This window comes from Microvirga antarctica (genome assembly GCF_017921815.1).
GTDB classification, from domain to species: domain Bacteria; phylum Pseudomonadota; class Alphaproteobacteria; order Rhizobiales; family Beijerinckiaceae; genus Microvirga; species Microvirga antarctica.
In genome coordinates this window covers 44,771-62,751 of sequence record NZ_JAGEMM010000001.1, presented here as the reverse complement: position 1 = coordinate 62,751, position 17,981 = coordinate 44,771, and the positions used below count along the sequence as shown (strand labels likewise).

At 64.9% G+C, this 17,981-nt stretch carries 25 protein-coding genes; 2 read left to right on the top strand and 23 right to left on the bottom strand.

The window, feature by feature from the left end; all coding sequences use genetic code 11:
• Positions 1 to 56: 56 nt before the first annotated feature.
• The 4 genes from J4G32_RS00355 to J4G32_RS00340 form a co-directional block, all read right to left on the bottom strand.
• Positions 57 to 272 carry a peptidoglycan-binding domain-containing protein gene (locus tag J4G32_RS00355; protein WP_210482804.1) on the bottom strand — a complete coding sequence of 72 codons (216 nt, stop codon included), beginning with the start codon at positions 270 to 272 and terminating at the stop codon, positions 57 to 59.
• Positions 273 to 399: 127 nt separating this feature from the next.
• Positions 400 to 600, bottom strand: coding sequence for a hypothetical protein (locus tag J4G32_RS00350; RefSeq protein ID WP_210482802.1), 201 nt, complete (start codon positions 598 to 600; stop codon positions 400 to 402).
• Between the two features lie 4 nt (positions 601 to 604).
• Complete coding sequence (locus J4G32_RS00345; protein WP_210482800.1) at positions 605 to 1,414, bottom strand: Rha family transcriptional regulator; 810 nt, start codon at positions 1,412 to 1,414, stop codon at positions 605 to 607.
• A gap of 50 nt (positions 1,415 to 1,464) precedes the next feature.
• Complete coding sequence (locus J4G32_RS00340) at positions 1,465 to 1,635, bottom strand: DNA-binding protein (protein WP_210482797.1); 171 nt, start codon at positions 1,633 to 1,635, stop codon at positions 1,465 to 1,467.
• A 92-nt stretch (positions 1,636 to 1,727) separates the two neighbouring features.
• Here J4G32_RS00340 and J4G32_RS00335 point away from each other — a divergent pair, with 92 nt between their 5' ends.
• Positions 1,728 to 1,988: a toxin-antitoxin system HicB family antitoxin gene (locus tag J4G32_RS00335; RefSeq protein WP_210482795.1), complete on the top strand. Its 261-nt coding sequence runs from the start codon at positions 1,728 to 1,730 to the stop codon at positions 1,986 to 1,988.
• 220 nt (positions 1,989 to 2,208) lie between these two features.
• On the opposite strand, the gene J4G32_RS00330 is transcribed toward J4G32_RS00335, so the two are convergent.
• From J4G32_RS00330 to J4G32_RS00280, 11 genes are all read right to left on the bottom strand, one after another.
• Positions 2,209 to 4,248, bottom strand: coding sequence for a sialate O-acetylesterase (locus J4G32_RS00330; protein ID WP_210482793.1), 2,040 nt, complete (start codon positions 4,246 to 4,248; stop codon positions 2,209 to 2,211).
• Positions 4,245 to 4,607 (bottom strand): hypothetical protein, encoded by a 363-nt coding sequence (locus J4G32_RS00325; RefSeq protein ID WP_210482791.1) that lies wholly within the window; start codon positions 4,605 to 4,607, stop codon positions 4,245 to 4,247. The genes J4G32_RS00330 and J4G32_RS00325 overlap by 4 nt, the downstream gene beginning before the upstream one ends.
• A 77-nt stretch (positions 4,608 to 4,684) precedes the next feature.
• The gene (locus tag J4G32_RS00320; protein ID WP_210482789.1) at positions 4,685 to 5,065 is read right to left on the bottom strand and encodes a hypothetical protein; all 381 of its coding nucleotides are present in this window, start codon (positions 5,063 to 5,065) and stop codon (positions 4,685 to 4,687) included.
• Positions 5,062 to 6,171, bottom strand: coding sequence for a hypothetical protein (locus tag J4G32_RS00315; RefSeq protein ID WP_210482787.1), 1,110 nt, complete (start codon positions 6,169 to 6,171; stop codon positions 5,062 to 5,064). Before J4G32_RS00315 ends, J4G32_RS00320 begins: the two co-directional genes overlap by 4 nt.
• Positions 6,172 to 6,198: 27 nt before the next feature.
• Positions 6,199 to 6,663 carry a hypothetical protein gene (locus J4G32_RS00310; RefSeq protein ID WP_210482785.1) on the bottom strand — a complete coding sequence of 155 codons (465 nt, stop codon included), beginning with the start codon at positions 6,661 to 6,663 and terminating at the stop codon, positions 6,199 to 6,201.
• Positions 6,660 to 7,568, bottom strand: coding sequence for a tail fiber protein (locus J4G32_RS00305; protein WP_210482783.1), 909 nt, complete (start codon positions 7,566 to 7,568; stop codon positions 6,660 to 6,662). Before J4G32_RS00305 ends, J4G32_RS00310 begins: the two co-directional genes overlap by 4 nt.
• The gene (locus tag J4G32_RS00300) at positions 7,568 to 8,440 is read right to left on the bottom strand and encodes a hypothetical protein (protein ID WP_210482781.1); all 873 of its coding nucleotides are present in this window, start codon (positions 8,438 to 8,440) and stop codon (positions 7,568 to 7,570) included. The genes J4G32_RS00305 and J4G32_RS00300 overlap by 1 nt, the downstream gene beginning before the upstream one ends.
• Before the next feature lie 29 nt (positions 8,441 to 8,469).
• Positions 8,470 to 10,044, bottom strand: coding sequence for a hypothetical protein (locus J4G32_RS00295; protein WP_210482779.1), 1,575 nt, complete (start codon positions 10,042 to 10,044; stop codon positions 8,470 to 8,472).
• Positions 10,041 to 10,241 carry a hypothetical protein gene (locus tag J4G32_RS00290; protein WP_210482763.1) on the bottom strand — a complete coding sequence of 67 codons (201 nt, stop codon included), beginning with the start codon at positions 10,239 to 10,241 and terminating at the stop codon, positions 10,041 to 10,043. Before J4G32_RS00290 ends, J4G32_RS00295 begins: the two co-directional genes overlap by 4 nt.
• Position 10,242: 1 nt before the next feature.
• Positions 10,243 to 10,647, bottom strand: coding sequence for a phage tail fiber protein (locus J4G32_RS00285; protein ID WP_210482761.1), 405 nt, complete (start codon positions 10,645 to 10,647; stop codon positions 10,243 to 10,245).
• A gap of 652 nt (positions 10,648 to 11,299) precedes the next feature.
• Positions 11,300 to 13,876 (bottom strand): phage tail length tape measure family protein, encoded by a 2,577-nt coding sequence (locus J4G32_RS00280; protein WP_210482759.1) that lies wholly within the window; start codon positions 13,874 to 13,876, stop codon positions 11,300 to 11,302.
• Between the two features lie 140 nt (positions 13,877 to 14,016).
• On the opposite strand from J4G32_RS00280, the gene J4G32_RS00275 reads away from it, so the two are divergent.
• Positions 14,017 to 14,250 carry a hypothetical protein gene (locus J4G32_RS00275; RefSeq protein ID WP_210482757.1) on the top strand — a complete coding sequence of 78 codons (234 nt, stop codon included), beginning with the start codon at positions 14,017 to 14,019 and terminating at the stop codon, positions 14,248 to 14,250.
• Between the two features lie 11 nt (positions 14,251 to 14,261).
• On the opposite strand, the gene J4G32_RS00270 is transcribed toward J4G32_RS00275, so the two are convergent.
• The 8 genes from J4G32_RS00270 to J4G32_RS00235 form a co-directional block, all read right to left on the bottom strand.
• Positions 14,262 to 14,621: a phage tail assembly chaperone gene (locus tag J4G32_RS00270; protein ID WP_485020559.1), complete on the bottom strand. Its 360-nt coding sequence runs from the start codon at positions 14,619 to 14,621 to the stop codon at positions 14,262 to 14,264.
• A complete protein-coding gene (locus tag J4G32_RS00265; protein WP_210482753.1) occupies positions 14,621 to 15,094 on the bottom strand; it encodes a hypothetical protein in 474 nt (157 codons plus the stop codon). The genes J4G32_RS00270 and J4G32_RS00265 overlap by 1 nt, the downstream gene beginning before the upstream one ends.
• Positions 15,095 to 15,186: 92 nt before the next feature.
• Positions 15,187 to 15,666, bottom strand: a complete 480-nt coding sequence (locus J4G32_RS00260) for a phage tail tube protein (protein WP_210482751.1) — start codon at positions 15,664 to 15,666, stop codon at positions 15,187 to 15,189.
• 99 nt (positions 15,667 to 15,765) lie between these two features.
• The gene (locus J4G32_RS00255) at positions 15,766 to 15,999 is read right to left on the bottom strand and encodes a hypothetical protein (RefSeq protein WP_210482749.1); all 234 of its coding nucleotides are present in this window, start codon (positions 15,997 to 15,999) and stop codon (positions 15,766 to 15,768) included.
• A gap of 13 nt (positions 16,000 to 16,012) precedes the next feature.
• Positions 16,013 to 16,411: a phage tail terminator-like protein gene (locus J4G32_RS00250; RefSeq protein ID WP_210482747.1), complete on the bottom strand. Its 399-nt coding sequence runs from the start codon at positions 16,409 to 16,411 to the stop codon at positions 16,013 to 16,015.
• A 3-nt stretch (positions 16,412 to 16,414) separates the two neighbouring features.
• Positions 16,415 to 17,035 (bottom strand): hypothetical protein, encoded by a 621-nt coding sequence (locus J4G32_RS00245; RefSeq protein WP_210482745.1) that lies wholly within the window; start codon positions 17,033 to 17,035, stop codon positions 16,415 to 16,417.
• 3 nt (positions 17,036 to 17,038) lie between these two features.
• Positions 17,039 to 17,380, bottom strand: coding sequence for a hypothetical protein (locus J4G32_RS00240; RefSeq protein WP_210482743.1), 342 nt, complete (start codon positions 17,378 to 17,380; stop codon positions 17,039 to 17,041).
• Position 17,381: 1 nt separating this feature from the next.
• Positions 17,382 to 17,927, bottom strand: a complete 546-nt coding sequence (locus J4G32_RS00235; protein ID WP_210482741.1) for a hypothetical protein — start codon at positions 17,925 to 17,927, stop codon at positions 17,382 to 17,384.
• Positions 17,928 to 17,981 lie beyond the last annotated feature (54 nt).

Genomic DNA, 17,981 nt, shown 5'->3' with positions numbered 1-17,981 from the left:
GTCCATTAAAAAAGCCGCCTGATGAGGGCGGCTGGAAAGCGGAGAGGTGTGGAAAATCAGGCTGGCGGCGACAGCGCCGGCACACCTAACGCCACGCGCGTCTGCAGGTCCGGATTGCTAGTGGCGACGAGCCCTTCTCCGGCCTGAAAAACCTTGAGGGCCTGAATGGTGACAGGGCCGAAGTCGCCGTCGACGCCGTCGCGGTTTCGGCCGCTTCGTCCAAGGTCATGCCCGCGCGCGTTCAGCGCGCGCTGGATGGCCAGCACGTCCATTGTCGTCTCCTGCGTTTAGGGGGAAGTTCAGCCGAGCGTGACGCCCAGGACGGCGGCGCACGGAAAAGCCACCCGTGAGGGCGGCTTTTCTCGATGAATGCGGCCGCGTGACTGCGCGGTCAGATCTTCAGGATACAGCCTCTTTGACCCTGAGCAGGCTCATGCGCTCATCGATCGACTGAAGCGCGTGGCTCAGCATCCGAGCCTCGAATTTGAGGTAGTCGACGAGGCGGTTCACCTCCTCGACGACCCGATGCAAATCCGGATCGAGGGTCTGAGAGAGATTGGCGGCGGGGGTCGCGTCAGGGAAAGCGATGACGTTCGACATGGGCTCATGCCGCGATGGACGATGGAAACAACTTTGCCAGGGCAGCCAAGCCTTTTGGCGTGATCCGCACTTGCTCGGTCATTTTCTCTGAACCGTCCGCCCGGAGCACAGTCGTCACCTTGTGCTCCAATAGACCTGTTGCCACTTTCGGCTGATAGCCGATGTCGTGAAGCGAGCCGGCCCGCCGGTAGATCCAGCCGTGAGAGCGGAGATAAGCGAACAACTCCTTGGGTCTGACTTGCAGCGCCTTGGCCGCGTCCGTGACGCAGAGGGAGCCATCGGCGCTGGCGATCCGGTCGAGCGCCGCCGCCTTGGGTGAAAGATCCTGAATCACGACCTTCTGTTGGGTGACCTCGTCAGCCAGATCGGCAGCCAGCCGAAGAGCATCCGGCAACGTCTGGGGGATGACGAAGGCCGGCTCGACGGCTTTCCTTTCCAACTCCTGCCAGCGATCGATGATCTTGGCGCGGAGTTCGACCGAGTAGCCGGACACCAGGATCAGCGTTTCGCGCTTAGGAAGCCGAAAAATCGGGTAGGATTGGCCGTTCTGCGGGTTCTGGTGGGTATGCTCAAAATTGAGCAGACCCCCTTTTGGGGTATCGTTTCCAGAAACGACACCCCGTTGGAAGGTGTCTCCAAAAGTGGAGATACCCCCAGCGCCCGCCAATTGGTCTAGCATGGCGCGGATATCCCGCATGACATGCGAGTGTTGCTTGCCCGTCAGTTCGGCAATCTCCAGGCTCGACATGGTAGCCGGCCCGTTCTTCGCGTCTTGGACGCCAGCCTGAATTGCGTTATATGTATGCTCGTTCATTGACGGTCCTTTCGACCTTGATGTTTTCAGAGCGGCGACGAAGCGGGTTCTCAGGCCTGTTGCTTCGTCGCCGTTTTTGTTTGGGCTTCACGATCCATCCGCTCGCGGACTGACCGGACAATCTCCGCGTTTCGCGAGGTAAAATTCTCCTTCGCTAGTCCGTCGAGAAATTGCGCTGCCGAGGCGGGCAGGCGCACTGTCATTCTGATTTCAGCGTCCATCTTTCCTCCATTCCACCATCGTGGTGTCATGAAGTTACATGTCACCATGGTGGTGTCAAGACATTGCACCATGGTGGTGTCATAATTATCCGATGGGCAAGCAAGATGACTTCGTGCGGATCACACTCCGCCTTCCACCGGAACTCCATCGGCGCCTAGAAATCGCCGCGGAAACCTCGTCGATGAACGCCGAAATCATCTCCCGGCTTGAGGCCAGCTTTGGAGGTAAGAAGCCCGACCCGTTCTCGGTGGAGGAGATTGAAGCCGAGTTTGAGCGGCTCTTGGGCCGCGCGCTAAGGCGGGTTGCAGAACCTGAAGCTGTCACGTCTCCAAAGCCGACCCGCCGGAAGTAGCTATCTGACAATTCGACTTTTGCCCGCAAATACCGCGATACACGCGCAGGCACCTTAGGAGCCTTAAATGACGACGGCCCAGTTTCTCACACTCATGATTATGCCGGTGGGCGGGCTTGTCACGGCTGCGTTCTGGCTCTGGTGGATCCGTCACGAGCAATGAGACTGAAGTCCTCAACGTTACGAGCCCCAGTCTCACGCACTACCGCAAAATTCCCCATCACTCTCCCAGCGTCACCCCCAAAACAGCCGCGGCATCCGCGCTGATCGCGGCGATCTCGTCCGCCGCGAGCGCCGCCGTCCAGACCGTCACGCGGCCATAGACGGCGTTATTGCCTCCCTGGTTGCCGTCGCCTTCCGTTGTGCCGCCAATGGCGTTGAGGACGATGCCGGTGGTGTCCGGCGCCCAGAGGGCGGCGGCGCCCTGCCCTACCGTGACGCCATTGACGTAGAGCGTCAGCTCGTCGCCGGCGGCGGCTGCCGGATCGAAGACCTGCGCTATCGCGAACCATTTGTCAGGCGCGAGAACCGGCCCGGAATCGACGATCGCGCCATTGCCGTTCATTGACGCATAGACGTGGGTCGGCACCGACGCGCCCCGCCAGACGAGATATCGGGTGAAGAATTCGACCGTCGAGAAGTAGGTGCCACCGCCGGCGAGATCGATGTGCCGGACAAGGGCAAACAGCGTGTAGGAGCCAAGCGGCAGGGTCGGGCCGATCAGCAGGGAATTGCCGACACTCGTCTGCAAGGCGGCATGGCCGTTGACGCTTCCCGGAAGCGGCTGCTTGTTCGCGGGGGCGGCCCATGGTGTCGGGTCTGTCCCGGTGCTCGGTACGCTCACGACCCTGCCGCCCGTGATCGTTGCGGCTGCAAAGTCGAGGTCGCTCCACGGCGTCGGCAACTGGGCGGGCGTCACGACGATCGACGGGCTGAAGGGCCCGGACGTGTCACGCATCAGGCCGGCCACCCTCACCTCGTTTGCCTCGCTCAAGCCCTGCAACGGATAGGTCAGGGTGTCGCCGGGGCGGTAATAGTCCCGCGGCGCCACGACGATGCGCGACCATGCGTCGGTCGACCCGGCCGGCCGGTGCTCGATGGCAAAGCCCGGTGCGTCCGATGTCGGCACCTGCCACGAGATCGTCGTGCCGAGCGCCTGCAGGCTGGTGGGTGCGGACATGCTGCCGTTGGACGTCAGCGCCGTTGATCGCGCCTTCTCGGCCATGCGCCGCCCCAGCTCGCGGCCGCCATCGGCGTTGTAGTGGATGGTGTCGCCCGGCTTGAAGCGGTTGCGCGGTCCCGCCACGTACACCGCGCGATCGAGCCGCTGCGGCGTCAGGCGGTGGATGAGGTCGATCTCCGCGCCATGCAAGGCCGGCGGTGAAGCTCCCGCCCCTGCCTCCACCCATTCGGGCACCATGGAGCCGACGATGATGGCCGCGCTGGCGGCGTTCGGAATCAATGTGCGATAAGCCGCATATTTGGCGTACCAGGCGGCTTCGAATTCCGCCGGCGTCACGGTGCTCGAGGCGGCTTCATTCTCGCCCTGGTTGGTGAGGATGTAGGCGAGCTCCGCATCCGGATAGAGCGTCATGAAGGCGGTGGCGGCCGACACGGCTTGCAGGAACAATTCGCCGTCGGGTGCCTTCCAGGAGCTGTTGACCAGGCCGGAGCCCGGGACTGAGCACGGAATGATGACGATGTTCGTGCCGGCCGGCAGGTACGGCACCATGGCACGGGCAAACGCCATGGCCGGGCTCGGCCCGAGCCCACCAATCCACGTCTCGCCATGGGGTGAGCGCAACACCGCCGAGGCCTTCACGAGCTGGCGTGCATAGCCGGGCTGCGCCGTCGGCGTCCCGTTGACCAGCACCGCGCCGCCGTCAGGCGAGAACTGGAAGATGCGATCGTCCATCCAGTCGATCACCGGATCGACGGAGGCGGGTCCGCCCATACCCGCGCGGTTGGATTGGCCCTCGTCGAGGATGACCAGCCATTGCGACGGCGCCGCGCTGCCTGTCGGCGGATCGATCCATGCGGCGCTGAAATCGGCATCGGAGGATTTCGCCAGGACCTGCCCGCTCAGGCCGCCAGGCGGTACGCCATGGGCCGTGCCGCCCAGCGACGCCAGCCATTCAGCTTCCGTGCCGACAAAGCCATGATCGAGGGCGATCTCGTAGGCCGACTTGCCGGGAAGGCCGCGGCCGACGATGCGGATGGTGCGGGTGGTCCCTTCAGGCCGCTCGAAGTTGGGGCTCATGAGATATATCCCTTCCTGACTTTGACGGTGCCGACGAGCAGCTGATGGGTCGGGCCATTGGGTTCCCGGAAGACGCAGCCGATGTTGTAGGTGCCGGGCTTGAGCGCCCGCGTCTGGGTGGCTGCAAACAGCCAGTCGATCCGGCCGGGCGTGACGGTGAGCGCGGGCTCGCCCGTCTTCGCCGCCAGTACCGAACGCTCCGGCGACTTCGACCACAGCTCGATCTGGACGTGAGCGCCCGGCACCGAAAGGTCGATGGGGTCGTCGTTCTCGTCGATGAGCACGATCCCGTCCTCCCATGCCTCACGGTTGGTGAAGGGCGGGAACACCATCGGATCGAGCCTGGAAGATTCATCCATGGGGAGGCTCCACTTGCTGCATGAAAAAGCCGCCTCGAAGGCGGCGGGCGGTCGGCATGGCAGCGTGATGCGGGCGGTCAGATTCCGCCGAAGAATTCGCCCATGGTCACCGACAGGGCGGCGACGGCCTGCTGCAGCTTGAGGTCATTCTCGCGAAAGGCCGGTTCCTCGTCGAAGTGGATCTTGGTCTCGTCGAGCTGGCCTGCCTTCCAGGCCATGAAGGCGTCGTATTTCGAGAGGTTGGCGAGGGTCAGCAGGAAGGCCTTGCGGGCGATGGTGCGGGGCGGCGGCTGGTAGGGTGCAGGAACGCCGCCAGTCTCGATCCAAGCCTCGAAGTCGGACCACAGATCTGGTTGATTGAGCGGGTCGGCCAGCGCCGCGCCGAGTTCCTCCGTGTTGAGGAGGGCTGTGTCCTCACTCTCCGAGACGTAGAAGGCGGACAAAATGGTGACGCTCATGGCAGATATTCCTCGATGATCATGATGGCGTTGATGGAAAGGCCGGGGGTGCCGTTTGGCAGATATCCCCACACAACCGCGCCCAGGCCCGTGCGGTTTTCGCCGATCCGGAACATGACCGCATGACTTCCGGCTGCCAGACCGCTGACGTCAGCCAAGGCACAAACGGGCTGCCGGTTGCCATATCCAGCCAGAGAAGCCGAGGTGATGTTGGTCTGGGCGGGCGCGGCATCATCGACAAAGATTTTGCCCGTCACGTAGTTGTCTGGCTCACCGCTGCCCGACACCGCAGGAAACACCACGTCGATCCTCAGACGCGACGATGCGTTCTGCTTCTCGATCGTTTCTCGCCATAGATAGACGCCGGCCGTATTGGAGGTGCTGCCTTCGTCCATGTAAGCCGCAAAAAGCACGTTTGGAGCGAGGGCGTATCGGAAAACGCGACGCTGCAGGATGATGCCAGCAGCTGACCCCGGACTTCCCGTAGCACCCCTGATATCAACCGCACTTGATATCACCGTTGTGAAGCCTGCCGCGTCGACATAGAGCGGGCTCCCACCGCTGAGGATCGCCGGTTTGGTCCCCTCGCCGCCCGTCCAGTCCGCAAGGCGCAACAGTCGTCGCGTGCCATCCGTCGCAATGGCGAAGACGGGGGACCAACCAGCCGGTCCGCCTGCCGGTCCCGCGGGACCGGTCGGACCGGTTGGACCAGCTGGTCCCGTAGGACCTGTCGGACCTGTCAATCCCGTCGGACCAATGGCGCCCGTCGCACCCGATGCACCTGTTGCGCCAGTAGCTCCTGTGGCTCCGATCGGACCTCGAACGTCGACCGCGTTCGCAATGATCGTCGTGAAGCCCGCAGCGCCCACATAGAGCGGGTTCCCGCCGCTGAGGATCGCCGGTTTGGTGCCTTCCCCACCGACCCAGTCTGCAAGGCGCAACACCCGTCGCGTGCCGTCCGTCGCAATGGCGAAGACGGGCGACCAGCCGTCATTTGAAGCGAACAGCTCGTCAAAGTTCTCATTGACCTTCCGAAACGCCTCGCGCATCGGATCGCCCGTGCCGTCATTCGGATAGGTGCCGATATTGATGGTCTGTTGAACCATGTCTGTGCCTGTTGTGTGGGAGTGATGTCAGGAGACGGGCGCGTTCGCCAGGAGCGCGTCGCGCTTGTCTGACGACAGCACGTCATCGGCCACGAGCCGGTCGAGCACCGCGATCGTGCGCGTGTCGTCGAGCGAGAAGCCGTTGCGTGACAGGCCGAGATCGTACCAGAGCTTGGATCCTGGATCGGTCATGGTGAGGCCCACAAGCGCCAGCTGCGCGGAGCCGTCGATCCGGCTGACGAAGACGTCGAAGGGCAGCGTGCGCGAGGGTGCGGGTGGCTCCACCTCGAGAGGCTGCGACTCGGGATCCTCGATGATCTCGAAATGCCCTTCGTGATGGCGCACGATCAACTCCACGAGCGGATGCGCGACCGGCGCCGGTACGTCGAGGGTCAGGCGGTGATCGTCGACCGCCTGCGTAAAATCAGCGACCGCAGCCGCGATATCGAACGCGAGCGCATCGACGATGGTCCTGGCGATCTGAACCGTCATGACAAATTCCCCGTGAAGATGATCCAGTTGCGGATAAGGGCGGGCGGCATGTTCTGGCTGTTGCCGCCGCCGGTGGACGTGGCCGTCTGTCCCGAGACGAAATGCGCGTGATCGGGAATCTCCGCGGCCGTGCCGACGTCGTAGGTGGTTCCGCGCGCGTTTCCGACGGCGAGGATGACCACGTCGCCGCCGGGCGTCGCCGTGAGGCTGGCGTTGAGATACTTGAACCGCGTCGCGTGGGTGTGCTGCTGATTGGCGCCTTCCGAATAGGTTGCGGAAACCGGATGGGTATGGATCTGCATGGATTCCGATCCACCACCGGCCCCCAGCAACGAGCCGACAATGCCGGACACGCCCGACGTGATGCGCCCTGCCGCAATGCCCCCCATATCATCGCGGCCGAACGGCGCACGGCCGCGATAATCCGGCATGCCGAAGGTGGTCGAACCGTCGCCGGCCCCGTACTTGGTGCCGTAGACCGCAAACAGTTTTGGATTGGCGGCCCGGCTCACATTCTGCCCGTAGGGAAACAGGAAGCCCGGCGGCGGCGTGTCTCCCCCATAGGCAAACTCGGCGCCGGGCGGGATCAGGCTCGTCAACGCGCCCTGCAGGGCCTTGGCAGGCAGCGTCATGTAGACATCCTTGGAGCCGGCCGCGAAGTTGACGAGCGAGCCGGCGCTCGAGGATGCAAAGACCGTCGTGCGCGAGAGCGTGTTGGCGGCGGTCAGGATCCCCTGCCCGGTCTCCCATTGCGCCCCGCCGGCGATGGCGTACCAGCAGCTGTCGCCGATCGCCATGGCGGTAGCGAAGCCTTGGAAGCCGGACACGCCGCCGAGCAGCGTCAGGGCGCCGGTGCCCGTCGTGGTCGAGGTCTCGCGCACGCGGTCGGCAATGATCAGCGACATCACAATCTCTCCGAGATCTTGTAGGCCTTGGAATAGAGCGGCTGGCCGTCGAGCCAGCCGACCGGCTGCAGCACGGGGCTGACCTGGTCGATGAGGCCCCAGATGCTATCGCGACCGGGGTTCAGGCTGAGCGGGTTGCCGACAAACAGCACGTCCACATGGGCCCCGTTCAGCCAGTCGAGCCGCTCGACGAAATCGATGCGTTCCGAGGCGCGAAGGGCTTCAAAAGTCACCTCGACGGTGCGGTACATGCGGGCGCGATCGATAAAGGTCTGCCCGCCGCGCCCGATGGTCCGCCGGGATGGATCGACCCACGCGCGGGAGGCACCGAACGCGAAGTTCGTGGCGAACTGGTAGCGCTTGCCGACAAACAGACGGCCCGCCTCGATATAGGCCCTGCCCGTCTCCATGAGATCGATGCGCACATAGCGAGCCGAAACGCTTGCCGGCGCCAGGCCCACCAGCATGCCGTAGGCCTCGTCGACTTCACTGCCGGAAAACCCGGAATCGTAGAGGTCGCCCGCCGCCCCCGATGGGTCGGCGCTGGAGAAGCGCACGCGGGTGATCGCCTTGCGCGTCAGGTTGAGCCCCATCAGCGCGACCGTGTCGATGTCCTGCGCCGTGCCCAGATCGGCGATCAGATATTCGGTGTCGCCGGCGGTGCCGCGCCACTTGCGTTGCACGTGTTCGTTCTGCAGGCGCGAGACTGGCGTGAGCGCCGCGGCGCTCGAGGAGAGCAGCGTTGCGCTGTCGGCCACGTTCTCGAAAGCAATGCAGGCCGGTGCGGAACGATCGGCAAAGCCGTCGGTCCAGCCGCAGGCGCGCAGATGCGTGGAATCCGCCGTGAGGCCGGTCGTGTCAGCGGTGATCATGATGGCTCCGGATCGGAGAGACGACGGGGTCAGCCGAAGGCGGTGAGCTGGGTCTGGTGGCTGTCCGTGTCTTCCGACACGGCAACGATGCGCAAAAGCCGCCCCTCGGTGAGGTTCCAGCGCGGATAGGTCAGTCCCACCACATCGCCGATATCGTGCGAGAACAGCCTGCCCTTGATGACGACGCGATAGAGCGAGCGCGCACCGCTGAAGAGGCCGAGCCGTCGCTGCGCTTCGATCTCCGCATCCGCCTGGTCGACGAAATAGGCCTCGATGACGGCCGGGTCCTGCGCCAGGGGGCGGTTCGCCTTGATCGCCGGGAGTGAGGCCTCGGCCACCCGGAAGGCCTCGGCCAAAGCCGCCACGCGGGCGGCACCCACGGCGCCCGCCAGATCCTGCTGCACCGTCCAGTTCCGGCCCCAGGCGACACGGTGGCGCCACGGCGGGGGGCTCAGGCCCTCGGGCAGGCCCAGCCGTTCGATCTCGATGATGTCCTGCTCATCGTAGCGGCCGGCTGCCGCGCCGTCGGGCAAGGTGAAGATGCCGGCTTGCAACAAGCTCGCACGGGTAAAGCCCACCCAGCCGCCGATGGAGGCCATCAGGTCGGCAATGACATCGGCCACGGTGGCGTTGGAATCCGGCGCCAGCCAGTAACCCACCCGGGCGGGCTGGCTGGCGTCCAGCCGCTCGAACGACAAATCATCGATCTCGTCCGGCACCGTCACGGCCGTTGTCGCGACAAGCCGGCGTACGATACCAGCGACCGACGTCACATAGACACCGCCCGCCTTGTCGCCCTCCACATCGGCCGTAACGGTGCCGGCAGGGGCTGCCCCGAGGCGAAAGAACCCCTCAGTGAGGCAGGTGGAAAAGTGACCGGGCGCGATCGCCGCCGACAGAAGCGCCGCCGAGGAGCTGTAGTCCCCGGCGAAGACGAGCGCCACGCCGCGATCGTAGACGGCGCTCACCGCCTCGATCGCTCCGTCATGAACTTGGTATAGCAGCCGCGCCGGATCGACGAGCGCCGGCGTCACGTTCAGAGTCTGGCCAAAAGCCTTCGGCTTGCGCTTGCCCTTCAGGTCGGCCGAACCGTCGAGGCCTCCCGTGCCGCCATAGAGATTGCCTTGCGCCGGCACCGCAAGCTTGTAGCCGTTGTCGCGCACCTTGATGCGCAGGATGTCTTCCTCGATCAGCCAGTCTTGGGCGGTGCCGTCGAAGACGGTCACGAAACGGCTGTAGGGCGAGCCCGCGAGGCCCGCCCGCAGCACGACACGGCGGCCGTCGACCGAATAGCCGCCGATGAAGTCGTCGTATTCGCCGTCGGCGTTGATGATCGCCATCTCGCCCCACCCAATGGTGACACGCCCGAACCCGTCACTGCTGATAATCGAGCGCTCGAAGCGAAGGGCGTGCTGCAGGGTGCCGAAGATCGGCTGATTGCCCGGCGTGTCGTCGGGCTCGGTGATGAATTCCTGCGTGCCGCTATAGAGCTGAAACAGCGAGGCGTCGGCCGCCTCTATGGTGGCGGTGCCGGCAGAGGCCGCACTCCATTCCTCGAGGAAGGCCGCAAGAGGGGCTGACGCGATCGCGCCGTGCCCGATCATGCCGAGACCCCGTCGTTGATGGTGCTGATCGAGATCTCGGCCACATAGACGATGTCGGCGGTGGGGCTCGCCAGCACCTCAAACAACTCCGAACTGAGATAGGCCACGAGATCAAGGGTGCCGCGCAGGTCGAGCAGCACCGCGTTGACCACCGGCGAGCCGAGCGTTGCCTCGGCGATGGCCTCAAAGCCCAGCATGTCAGTCGAGCCGGATCGAGAGCTGCCCTTGCAGGAAGCGCGAGGGCGGATCGCCGGCATTGACGACCCGGGCGATGCTCAAGGGCGCACAGGCGAGCAGGGTGCCGCCGGTCGCGGCATCCAGAAACCCCACATGGGTGATCGTCCCCCAGGCGGCGGTTGGCGCCGCAAACGCGATGGCGCTGGCATTGACGCTCTGTCCCGTCGTGGCATCGCTCACGGTCATGATGCTGCGCACGTCGACGCGGGCGTAAGAGCCGCCCGTAACCTCGCTTGCCAGCGATCCGGCTTCCGTTGGGTCGGCCTTGAAGAGGCCGAGATAAAGCCCGGCCGGCAGGGGAAAGGCCGCCTTGCCCAGGAGATGGTCCAGCAGCTTCTTCTCGGTGTAGTTCGTCAGGCTTCCCATCCGCTCCTCCTATCGCCGGCTGCCGGCCATGGCGGGCCTACTGGCGGCCTGCCGTTGGTCGGATCGCAGCTTGCCGAGCTCAGTCGTGACCTTGCTGGTGTTCTCGCCGTCGGCGCTCGTGATCTGGGCGCCGAGCTGGGCCAATGCCGCCGCAAGTTCGCGCCGCAGCGCCTGGACTTCCGCCACGAGCGAATTGTCATTGGCGACCGCCGGCGCAGCGATCGAGGCAGGCGCCGACACCGGCACCGCCGCCGTGGGTGACACCGCCTGCGCGATCGCCCCGCCCACGCCGGAGAACTGGTTTTGCAGGCCGGTGAGCTGGTCGGTGATCTGCGTGAACTGACCCTGATAGCCCGCGCCCGACCCATAGAAATCCCGGCTCGCATCGAGCAGGTTCTGCGCATAGCTCGTGATGCCCGAGAGCGCGTCAAGATTGCCGCCCTGCGCCTTCGAGAACTCACGGCCATAGGCTGCCTGGGCCGCAGTAAGACGATCCTCCGGCGACAGGGTCGAGCCCTGCCCGCCTTTGAGATCGTCGAGAAACTTCTGGATGTTGGAGATCGCGCCCGCCGTGCGGGTGGCTGCCTCGTCCATGGTTGCGGCGTATTGCTTGACGACGCCACCGAGTGAGGGGAACTGCTTGATCAGCTCGTCAAACGCGCCGCCGGTCAACTGCGCCCCGTCGACGAGCTTCTGGGCCGCGGTCGAGAAGTATTTTTCGACCAGCGCAGGGTTGACGTTGAGGCGCTTGGCGTCCGCCAGCAGTCGTGCGCGTTCCTTGACCAGGTCGGCCGCATCGTTGAGGTAGCCCTTGCCGCTGGCATCGTTGATCTTGCTCTTGAGATCGCCGGTAAACTCGGCTTTCAGCGCCTTCATGGCTGGCCCCGCCGGCAAGCCCGCCAAGGCCGCCCATGCCGCCGCCAGGCGCCTGGGCCGCGACGCCGGCCCGCTGCATCCCGCCCTCCATGGCAGGCTTTGGCGCTGCCTCGGTGAGTGAGCCGGTGCCAAAAATCTTGCCAAAGCCACTTTCGATCGCTTTGCCCAGACCGGAGAGCAGGCCGCCCTCACTGCCCGGCGTGTTGTCGTTGGCAGCCCCAAGGTTGAGCCCACTCTTGCCGCCCAAGAGGCCCCCGGTAAGCTGATCGAGCGCCTTCTCGGCCAGGCGGTCGCCGATGCGGGCGAGCGCGTTGTCCAACGCCTTCGAGGCCGAGACGCCGTTGCGCATATCGGACAGGAAGCCCTTCAGCGCTTCGCCCGCCAGATCCTTGGTTTCCTTCAGCTGCTCGTTGAAGCGGATCTGATCGGCGATCATCTCGCCCTGCACCGAATTGACCTCGATGCCGGCAGAGCGCAATTGCGAATAGACCCGCTGGTCGACCGGACTGCGGCCCATCTGATCCTGCTCGAAAGTCAGGTCGCCCATCATGCGCGCGGCGTTATGCTCCTGCACGGCCTGGCGACGGGCCGCCACCTCCGCCTCGATCGAGGCGCGAACCTCGTCCGACATGGCGATGCTTTTCTTTTTGGCCTGGGCTTCGAGCTCGATCCGCAGCTTGTTAGCCTCGAGCTCGGCGCCGTTCTGGCCGAGCAGCCGGGTTTCCTCGGCGATCTGCTGGGTCCGCGCGTGGGCGGTCGTCAGCGCGTCATCGAACGCATCCTTGGACTTCGCGCCGCGCTCCTGCTCGGCCGCACCGGCATTGCGCACCTCTTCAGCGAGCAGCTTGTGGCTGCGGGCCTCCATTTGTGTGACCGCGGATGAATCCGCCCCGGATGCTTTCAGCTTGTCGATGGCCACCTGACGCTCGCGGAACTTGGCGTTGGCTTCCTCGGTCGCCCGCTCGAGCGGCTTCATGCCCTGCAGCCGAACCGATTGCTCTGCCTTGGTCAGCTCCTCGAACGCCTTCGTGGTGTCGCGGATGTTGATCCGCGCCTGCGCATCGACCAGAGCGTCCTTGATGACACGTTGATCGCCGGGCGTGACGGCGGCTGAGACGCCCTTGCGATAGGCCTCTAAGGCTTTCTCGGCGTCGGTCAGATCGGGAAGACCGAGGCCGTTGATGGCGGTCAGCGCCGCGCCAAAGACCTTGACCCGTTCGGCGCTGTTGGCGGCGATCGTGCCGGTTGCCGTCAGCGTCCCGTTGGCGGCCCGCAGGGTGTTGTCGAGATCAGAGGCGTTCTTGGAGGCGTCAAGGATCTTCGCACCGAACTCGTTGATGCTCTTGTTGTCAGAAAAGCGCGTCATGACGTCGGCAACCGCATCCCGCAAGGCCCGGATGTCCGGCGCACCGCGCGCCGATTCCTCGCGAAACTTGGCGATGGCCTCCCCAAAAGCCCGGTATTGCGGATCGACCGTCTCGACCGTCGTCGAGGCGCGCGACAAGCCGGTGCCGGCGCGCACATGCTGGGTGCGGCTGACCGATTTGAGGAACTCGTCCGAGGTCTTCTTGATCTCGGCCCCAAGGCTCAGGACGGAGGCGCGCAACTGCGATTCCAGCACCTTCTTGCTGGTCTCGCCATATTGCTCGACGCCCTTCATGGCCTCGCCGTAGGAGTCCTTCACGCCCTTGATGATCTCGCTATGCCGCTTCAGCTTGTCGTCGAGATCCTGCGTGCCCCCGCCCATCGTGGCGAAGTACTGAACGGCAGCCCCGCCTGCCGCGATGATGCCGACCGTCAACAGGCTGACCGGGCTGATGACGGACAGGAAGGCCGCGCCGAGCGACTTCACGACACCTCCGGCCCCCGCCTGTCCCAAAACCTGCGAGATCTGCGTGCCCTGCTGCAGCGCGACCGTCAGCGGCGAGGTGCCACCGGCAAGCTGCACGGCGATATCGTTGAACTGCGCCGCCAGATTGGCCGATTGCCCGACCATGTTGGTGTTGGCGGCGGTCACGCCCTTGGCGGATCGCGCGAGCTGCTCCTGTTTCAGCCGGACGTTTTCCAGCGCGACCTCGTACGACCGGGTGCCGCCGAGCCCTTGCGCAATAGCGCGATCGAGGAGGTTCTGGGCTGCCACCAGGTTTTGCGTCGCGCGGTAATCCGCATCCATCCGCCGCGCCAGGCTTTCCAGCGCCCTGCCGGCATCGAGGCTGCGCTTTTCCACCCGCTCGCTGGTGATTGCCACCGCATCGTTGGCCGCACCGAGGGCACGCGCGGCAGCCGTCGTTTCCTGGACGCCCACCGCGCGCGCCTCGAGCCGGTACTCGCGGACGATCTCGCCGACCTTCATGGTTCACAACCTATCGACACTTGTAATATCATTTCGAATCGGCAGGGTGCCGGTGGAGCGGATTGATGAAGCGATTGCCTACAATGATTGCCGCTACGGCAGGTTTGTTAGCCGGGTGTGTCTCGAGTTCTGATCGCGATGTGTCAGTGAAAATTGTGCGCGAGCAGGCCGCCGTGGCGGGCTGCCAGAACCTCGGACAGATCAGGGCCACCTCGTTGATGACTGGAGTTCTCGCGTCGCAGGGCTATGACAGCCTGCTCGCCCAGCTCAAGAGCAAGACGGCGGAGGTCAGCGGCACGCACTTGCTGCTCATCGACTTCAGTAGTGGGTGGTCGAGCCACAACGCGGTGGGAGATGCCTACCGATGCTCTTAACCGCATGTCCCTTATGTTCGGTTGCGTAGCGCCCTTGCCGTAAGCCCCTGAAAAACGTACCGCACGCCGGCCACGTCGTCGGCCGCGACTTCCACCAGGCGCTCCTCGCGCCCGGATTTCGTCCGGCCATGTTTGAGGCTTTCACCATCGAGCGCCCGAACGATCACCCGCAGGCGCTCGAGGTTATCGACCGCCGACATGCCGTAGCATTGCGCCCAGCGGGCGATGGACGAGAACGGGATGGGCCCGACGCTCATGCCGACGGGCCGGTCCGACGTCAGCTCCCAGAACGCATCCCAGTAGAGTTGAAGATGCGGATCGAGGAGCGGACGGTCGAGATAGGCCGCAGGCACGTCGCGGCCCTCTTCGATCAGGCGCTCGTAGTGCCCTGACTGGCTGCCCCATTGGAGGTGCCAGCGGAGGCAGGCGAGGAGTTTCCCACCGCGTCCTGAAGGGCGAGATCGCCATCCTCGGCGACGACGCCGGCAGCCCAGATCACTGCGTCCCTGAAGCGGCGATAAGCCGGATCGACGAGGAGCGTCTGGGCCATGTCCCGGCTGTACGGCAAGGCCTTGTCGTCATCATCCGTGAGGCCGTCCCAGTCGAGCAGGACCGTGTTGAGCAGGCAGAGGGACACGATACGATCCTGCTCGTCCGGATCGATGCGCCCGCCGACGCGCTTGGCGCGCGGCACAGCCTCCAGGAGCTTGGCCTGGTGCCGGCGATAATCCGCGTTGTTGAGGCCGCGCACATGCAGGCGAAGCTCGCCCATCTCCGGAATGGTGTCGACCCACGCGCCGGTTTCGAGCTTCTCGGTATCGATCTTGAGCGATGTCAGTTTCATCGGGTGTCTTTCTCGGTGTCGGATCGTCGGGTGTGGAAAAATGGGGCGGAGCGGCACCCGACATGACCGCCCCGCCCCTCGCCGGCCGGCGATCAGATAAGGGCGGACGGGATCGTGTGGAGCGGCGAGTCGATGCCGATGTTGTAGGTGTTGCGCAGCACGTTATCGTTGCCGCCGACGTTCTTGCGCTTCGACATGACGAGGCCGCGGAAGTAGATGACCGTGTCCGTGTAGAGATCGGACGGGCTGTCGGAGAGCACGACCTTGAACGCGTAGGTGTTGCTCGTGCTCTCGGCCGCATCGATGGCGGCCTGCCCCACATCGAGCGGGTCGTGACCGACCGTCAGGGCCAGCGTGCCGGCATCGCGGGCGCCCTTGGCCTTGCGGACACGGCCGTCGCCGACCGCAGCGAACGTCACAGCCGAGGATTCGTCGCCGAACTCCCCATAGGTCTCGACAAGCGTGATCTCGACCCACGGGGTCAGTGCCGCAAATTCAGGGATCGTATCGGTCGTGTCGGTGACGGCGGGGCCGATATAGATCTTGGTGCCGGTGGCGGTGGTGATTGCCATCGTGGTGTCCTTCTGCAGAAAATCACGACTGCCCAGGGCCGTGTGCGCATGAAAAAGCCCCGCGGGCGACGGGGCTTGAAGACGATGCCGTGGAGGCGATCAGGCGGCCGGATCGGGCTCCTGCGGCGCCTGGTCCTTGCGGGGGCGTGGTGGCCGCCGGGCGTCGATCGAGATCACGCCCGCATGGCGTTGGCCGCGCAGGGTCGCGTCGTTCGGATCGATGCTGAGGGTCTCGGTCTCGCCCGGCGCGATAGAGGCAAGCTCGGGGTTGGCGCGCGTGCCGCCGACCACATAGGTCAGGGTCTGGCGGCTGTTGTTCGTGATCTGCACCATGGATAGCTCCTGCTCAGTCCTGGAAGTCGAAGAAATACGGGACGACGATGGACGTCACGAAATAGGCCCCGTCGTCGTTCTCGTCGTGGATCAGCGGCGAACCCGGAGTTTTGCACCGCACCCCGTCGAAGCGCTGAGAGCGAAACAGGGCGGCAAGCTCGTCCGCCCAGGCGAGTGGTGTGGCCATGCCTTCGCCCCGCTCGGTGGCGATGACGATGCGAAAGGCCCCCTCCTCCCTGTAGTAAGCGGAGTGTGTGAGCCGCGCGGTGTTGGCGACCGGAAACTGCACCACCAGAAAGGGGCTGCCGTCCCGGGGCCGGTCCCCTGACCGATTGGTCGGGATGATGGGACACGAGGTCCACTGCGCCGCGAGCCGCGCGGTGACGGCCTCAATGACTGCCTTGCGGGCCATGGTTCAGCGCATCCTGATGATGATGGCAGGCTGCCGGCCCGCGCGATCGGCCGCTTTTCTCTCCTTGGCCACCTCGGCCGTGGAGGCGACGGCCGTGCGATAGCTGAAGCGGATCTGCGCGAGGTTGCCGAAGCGCTGGGCGGCGAGAACCGAGACCGCCTCATAGACACCCTCGGGCGCCTGCTTGGACAGACCGCGCTCGATCTTGCGGGCATAGGGGACGCCGGCCATGACCACCCATTCGTCGGCCGTCTTCACGGGATCGGGTTCGGCCATTTCGACGCCGTCGGCAAAAAGCAGGTGCGCGCGTTGATAGCGGCCCGTGAGAACCGGCGAGTGCCGCACGACCTGGTCCCACACCCAATCCACAACGGGGTTCTGCACGTCGAAGACGAACGCGATTGAGCCGCGGTCGGGATTGACGCTTTCCAGCGCCTCACTGCTACTTCCATTCACGAAAGTCGAATGCGCCGGGACATGCCCGAGCGCCGATTGGTTGTCTGCCTGCGCTTCCTTCAGTCCCTGGCGCGCGGCATCGGCGATCAGCTTCGCCTGGGCGGCCGGAGCAAGGTCCGCCGAGACGGCGATGGTGAGTTCCCGCGAAACGGGTTGCAGGCGCGCCATCGATCAGCCCTTTGCCTGCACTTCGATGCGCACGACCGTGTCGCCGATCTTGAGCGCCTCGACCGCCTCGACGTGGCAGAGGCGGCCGTCGATGGTGATGAAGTCGCCGCGACGAAGCTCGCAGGCCGGCCAGCGTTGAGCCGCGAGGCCCGAGGGCGAGAGGATGACCGTGCTGAAGGCCTGGGCGACGTCGCCGGCGAGCTCGTCTGTCCGTGACCGCCGCACATGGGCCCTCAGGCAGGCCGTTGCGGTGGGCGTCGAGGCCGCGCCGCGCCGAAGGCGGATTGTCTGGCCGTGGCACGCCAACTGGCGGTCAAGGGCTGCAAGGGCCTGAGAGGGATGCATGTCAAACCAACGTCGGAGTGACAAAGGACTGCAGGAGCGACTCCGCTGAAGGATGCGGGAGAGTGAGAGCAGAAGACCCGGCAAAATAGTCAGTTCGCCCGATGCCTTCCACGCTCTCACTCTTCACCAGCGGATCTCGCGCCTGTCCCGCGATGATGGCGGTCGCAACGAGAATAGTGGCGCGTTCCACGAGTCCCGGAAGGTTGCTGTCATTCTCGCCCGGCAAAATGTAACCGGATGTGTATGTCACCTCGACAGGGCCGGTCCAATCGCCCGTGGCGCGGTACAGCAAGCCCGACTCCGCCTCGAGATCGACGTCAGCGCTGCTGACAATTGATCCGGCGGTTTTGACGGCGTCGATCGAAACGACGGGCCTCCTGCGAAGTATCAGAGGCCCGCTTCTCCCATTGCGGAATGTTTCCTGGACCGTCTCCATGGCAAACACGCGATTGCAGAATCCGGAGACCAAGGCAGACGCTTGGTCGATCAGCATTTCGAGGTCGCATTCATCCATATCGGCTGCTGCAGGGCCGGCTTCCGCAATCACCTTGTCTGCCGTCGTCAACCGTGTGGCGACTGCCGGGGTCACGACTACAAGCGC

Bases quoted from the DNA above. Each gene is read 5' to 3' on its own strand.
- J4G32_RS00310 (WP_210482785.1), bottom strand. From the start codon at position 6,663: ATGACGGTTCAGATCGCCAGGACCATCGTCGATGCGCTCGCGTTCGAT.
- J4G32_RS00290 (WP_210482763.1), bottom strand. From the start codon at position 10,241: ATGCTGGGCTTTGAGGCCATCGCCGAGGCAACGCTCGGCTCGCCGGTG.
- J4G32_RS00280 (WP_210482759.1), bottom strand. From the start codon at position 13,876: ATGAAGGTCGGCGAGATCGTCCGCGAGTACCGGCTCGAGGCGCGCGCG.
- J4G32_RS00250 (WP_210482747.1), bottom strand. From the start codon at position 16,411: ATGGCCCGCAAGGCAGTCATTGAGGCCGTCACCGCGCGGCTCGCGGCG.
- J4G32_RS00355 (WP_210482804.1), bottom strand. From the start codon at position 272: ATGGACGTGCTGGCCATCCAGCGCGCGCTGAACGCGCGCGGGCATGAC.
- J4G32_RS00330 (WP_210482793.1), bottom strand. From the start codon at position 4,248: ATGAGCCCCAACTTCGAGCGGCCTGAAGGGACCACCCGCACCATCCGC.
- J4G32_RS00325 (WP_210482791.1), bottom strand. From the start codon at position 4,607: ATGGATGAATCTTCCAGGCTCGATCCGATGGTGTTCCCGCCCTTCACC.
- J4G32_RS00240 (WP_210482743.1), bottom strand. From the start codon at position 17,380: ATGCATCCCTCTCAGGCCCTTGCAGCCCTTGACCGCCAGTTGGCGTGC.
- J4G32_RS00265 (WP_210482753.1), bottom strand. From the start codon at position 15,094: ATGAAACTGACATCGCTCAAGATCGATACCGAGAAGCTCGAAACCGGC.
- J4G32_RS00350 (WP_210482802.1), bottom strand. From the start codon at position 600: ATGTCGAACGTCATCGCTTTCCCTGACGCGACCCCCGCCGCCAATCTC.
- J4G32_RS00305 (WP_210482783.1), bottom strand. From the start codon at position 7,568: ATGTCGCTGATCATTGCCGACCGCGTGCGCGAGACCTCGACCACGACG.
- J4G32_RS00340 (WP_210482797.1), bottom strand. From the start codon at position 1,635: ATGGACGCTGAAATCAGAATGACAGTGCGCCTGCCCGCCTCGGCAGCG.
- J4G32_RS00255 (WP_210482749.1), bottom strand. From the start codon at position 15,999: ATGGTGCAGATCACGAACAACAGCCGCCAGACCCTGACCTATGTGGTC.
- J4G32_RS00260 (WP_210482751.1), bottom strand. From the start codon at position 15,666: ATGGCAATCACCACCGCCACCGGCACCAAGATCTATATCGGCCCCGCC.
- J4G32_RS00335 (WP_210482795.1), top strand. From the start codon at position 1,728: ATGGGCAAGCAAGATGACTTCGTGCGGATCACACTCCGCCTTCCACCG.
- J4G32_RS00345 (WP_210482800.1), bottom strand. From the start codon at position 1,414: ATGAACGAGCATACATATAACGCAATTCAGGCTGGCGTCCAAGACGCG.
- J4G32_RS00295 (WP_210482779.1), bottom strand. From the start codon at position 10,044: ATGATCGGGCACGGCGCGATCGCGTCAGCCCCTCTTGCGGCCTTCCTC.
- J4G32_RS00245 (WP_210482745.1), bottom strand. From the start codon at position 17,035: ATGGCGCGCCTGCAACCCGTTTCGCGGGAACTCACCATCGCCGTCTCG.
- J4G32_RS00300 (WP_210482781.1), bottom strand. From the start codon at position 8,440: ATGATCACCGCTGACACGACCGGCCTCACGGCGGATTCCACGCATCTG.
- J4G32_RS00315 (WP_210482787.1), bottom strand. From the start codon at position 6,171: ATGGTTCAACAGACCATCAATATCGGCACCTATCCGAATGACGGCACG.
- J4G32_RS00320 (WP_210482789.1), bottom strand. From the start codon at position 5,065: ATGAGCGTCACCATTTTGTCCGCCTTCTACGTCTCGGAGAGTGAGGAC.
- J4G32_RS00285 (WP_210482761.1), bottom strand. From the start codon at position 10,647: ATGGGAAGCCTGACGAACTACACCGAGAAGAAGCTGCTGGACCATCTC.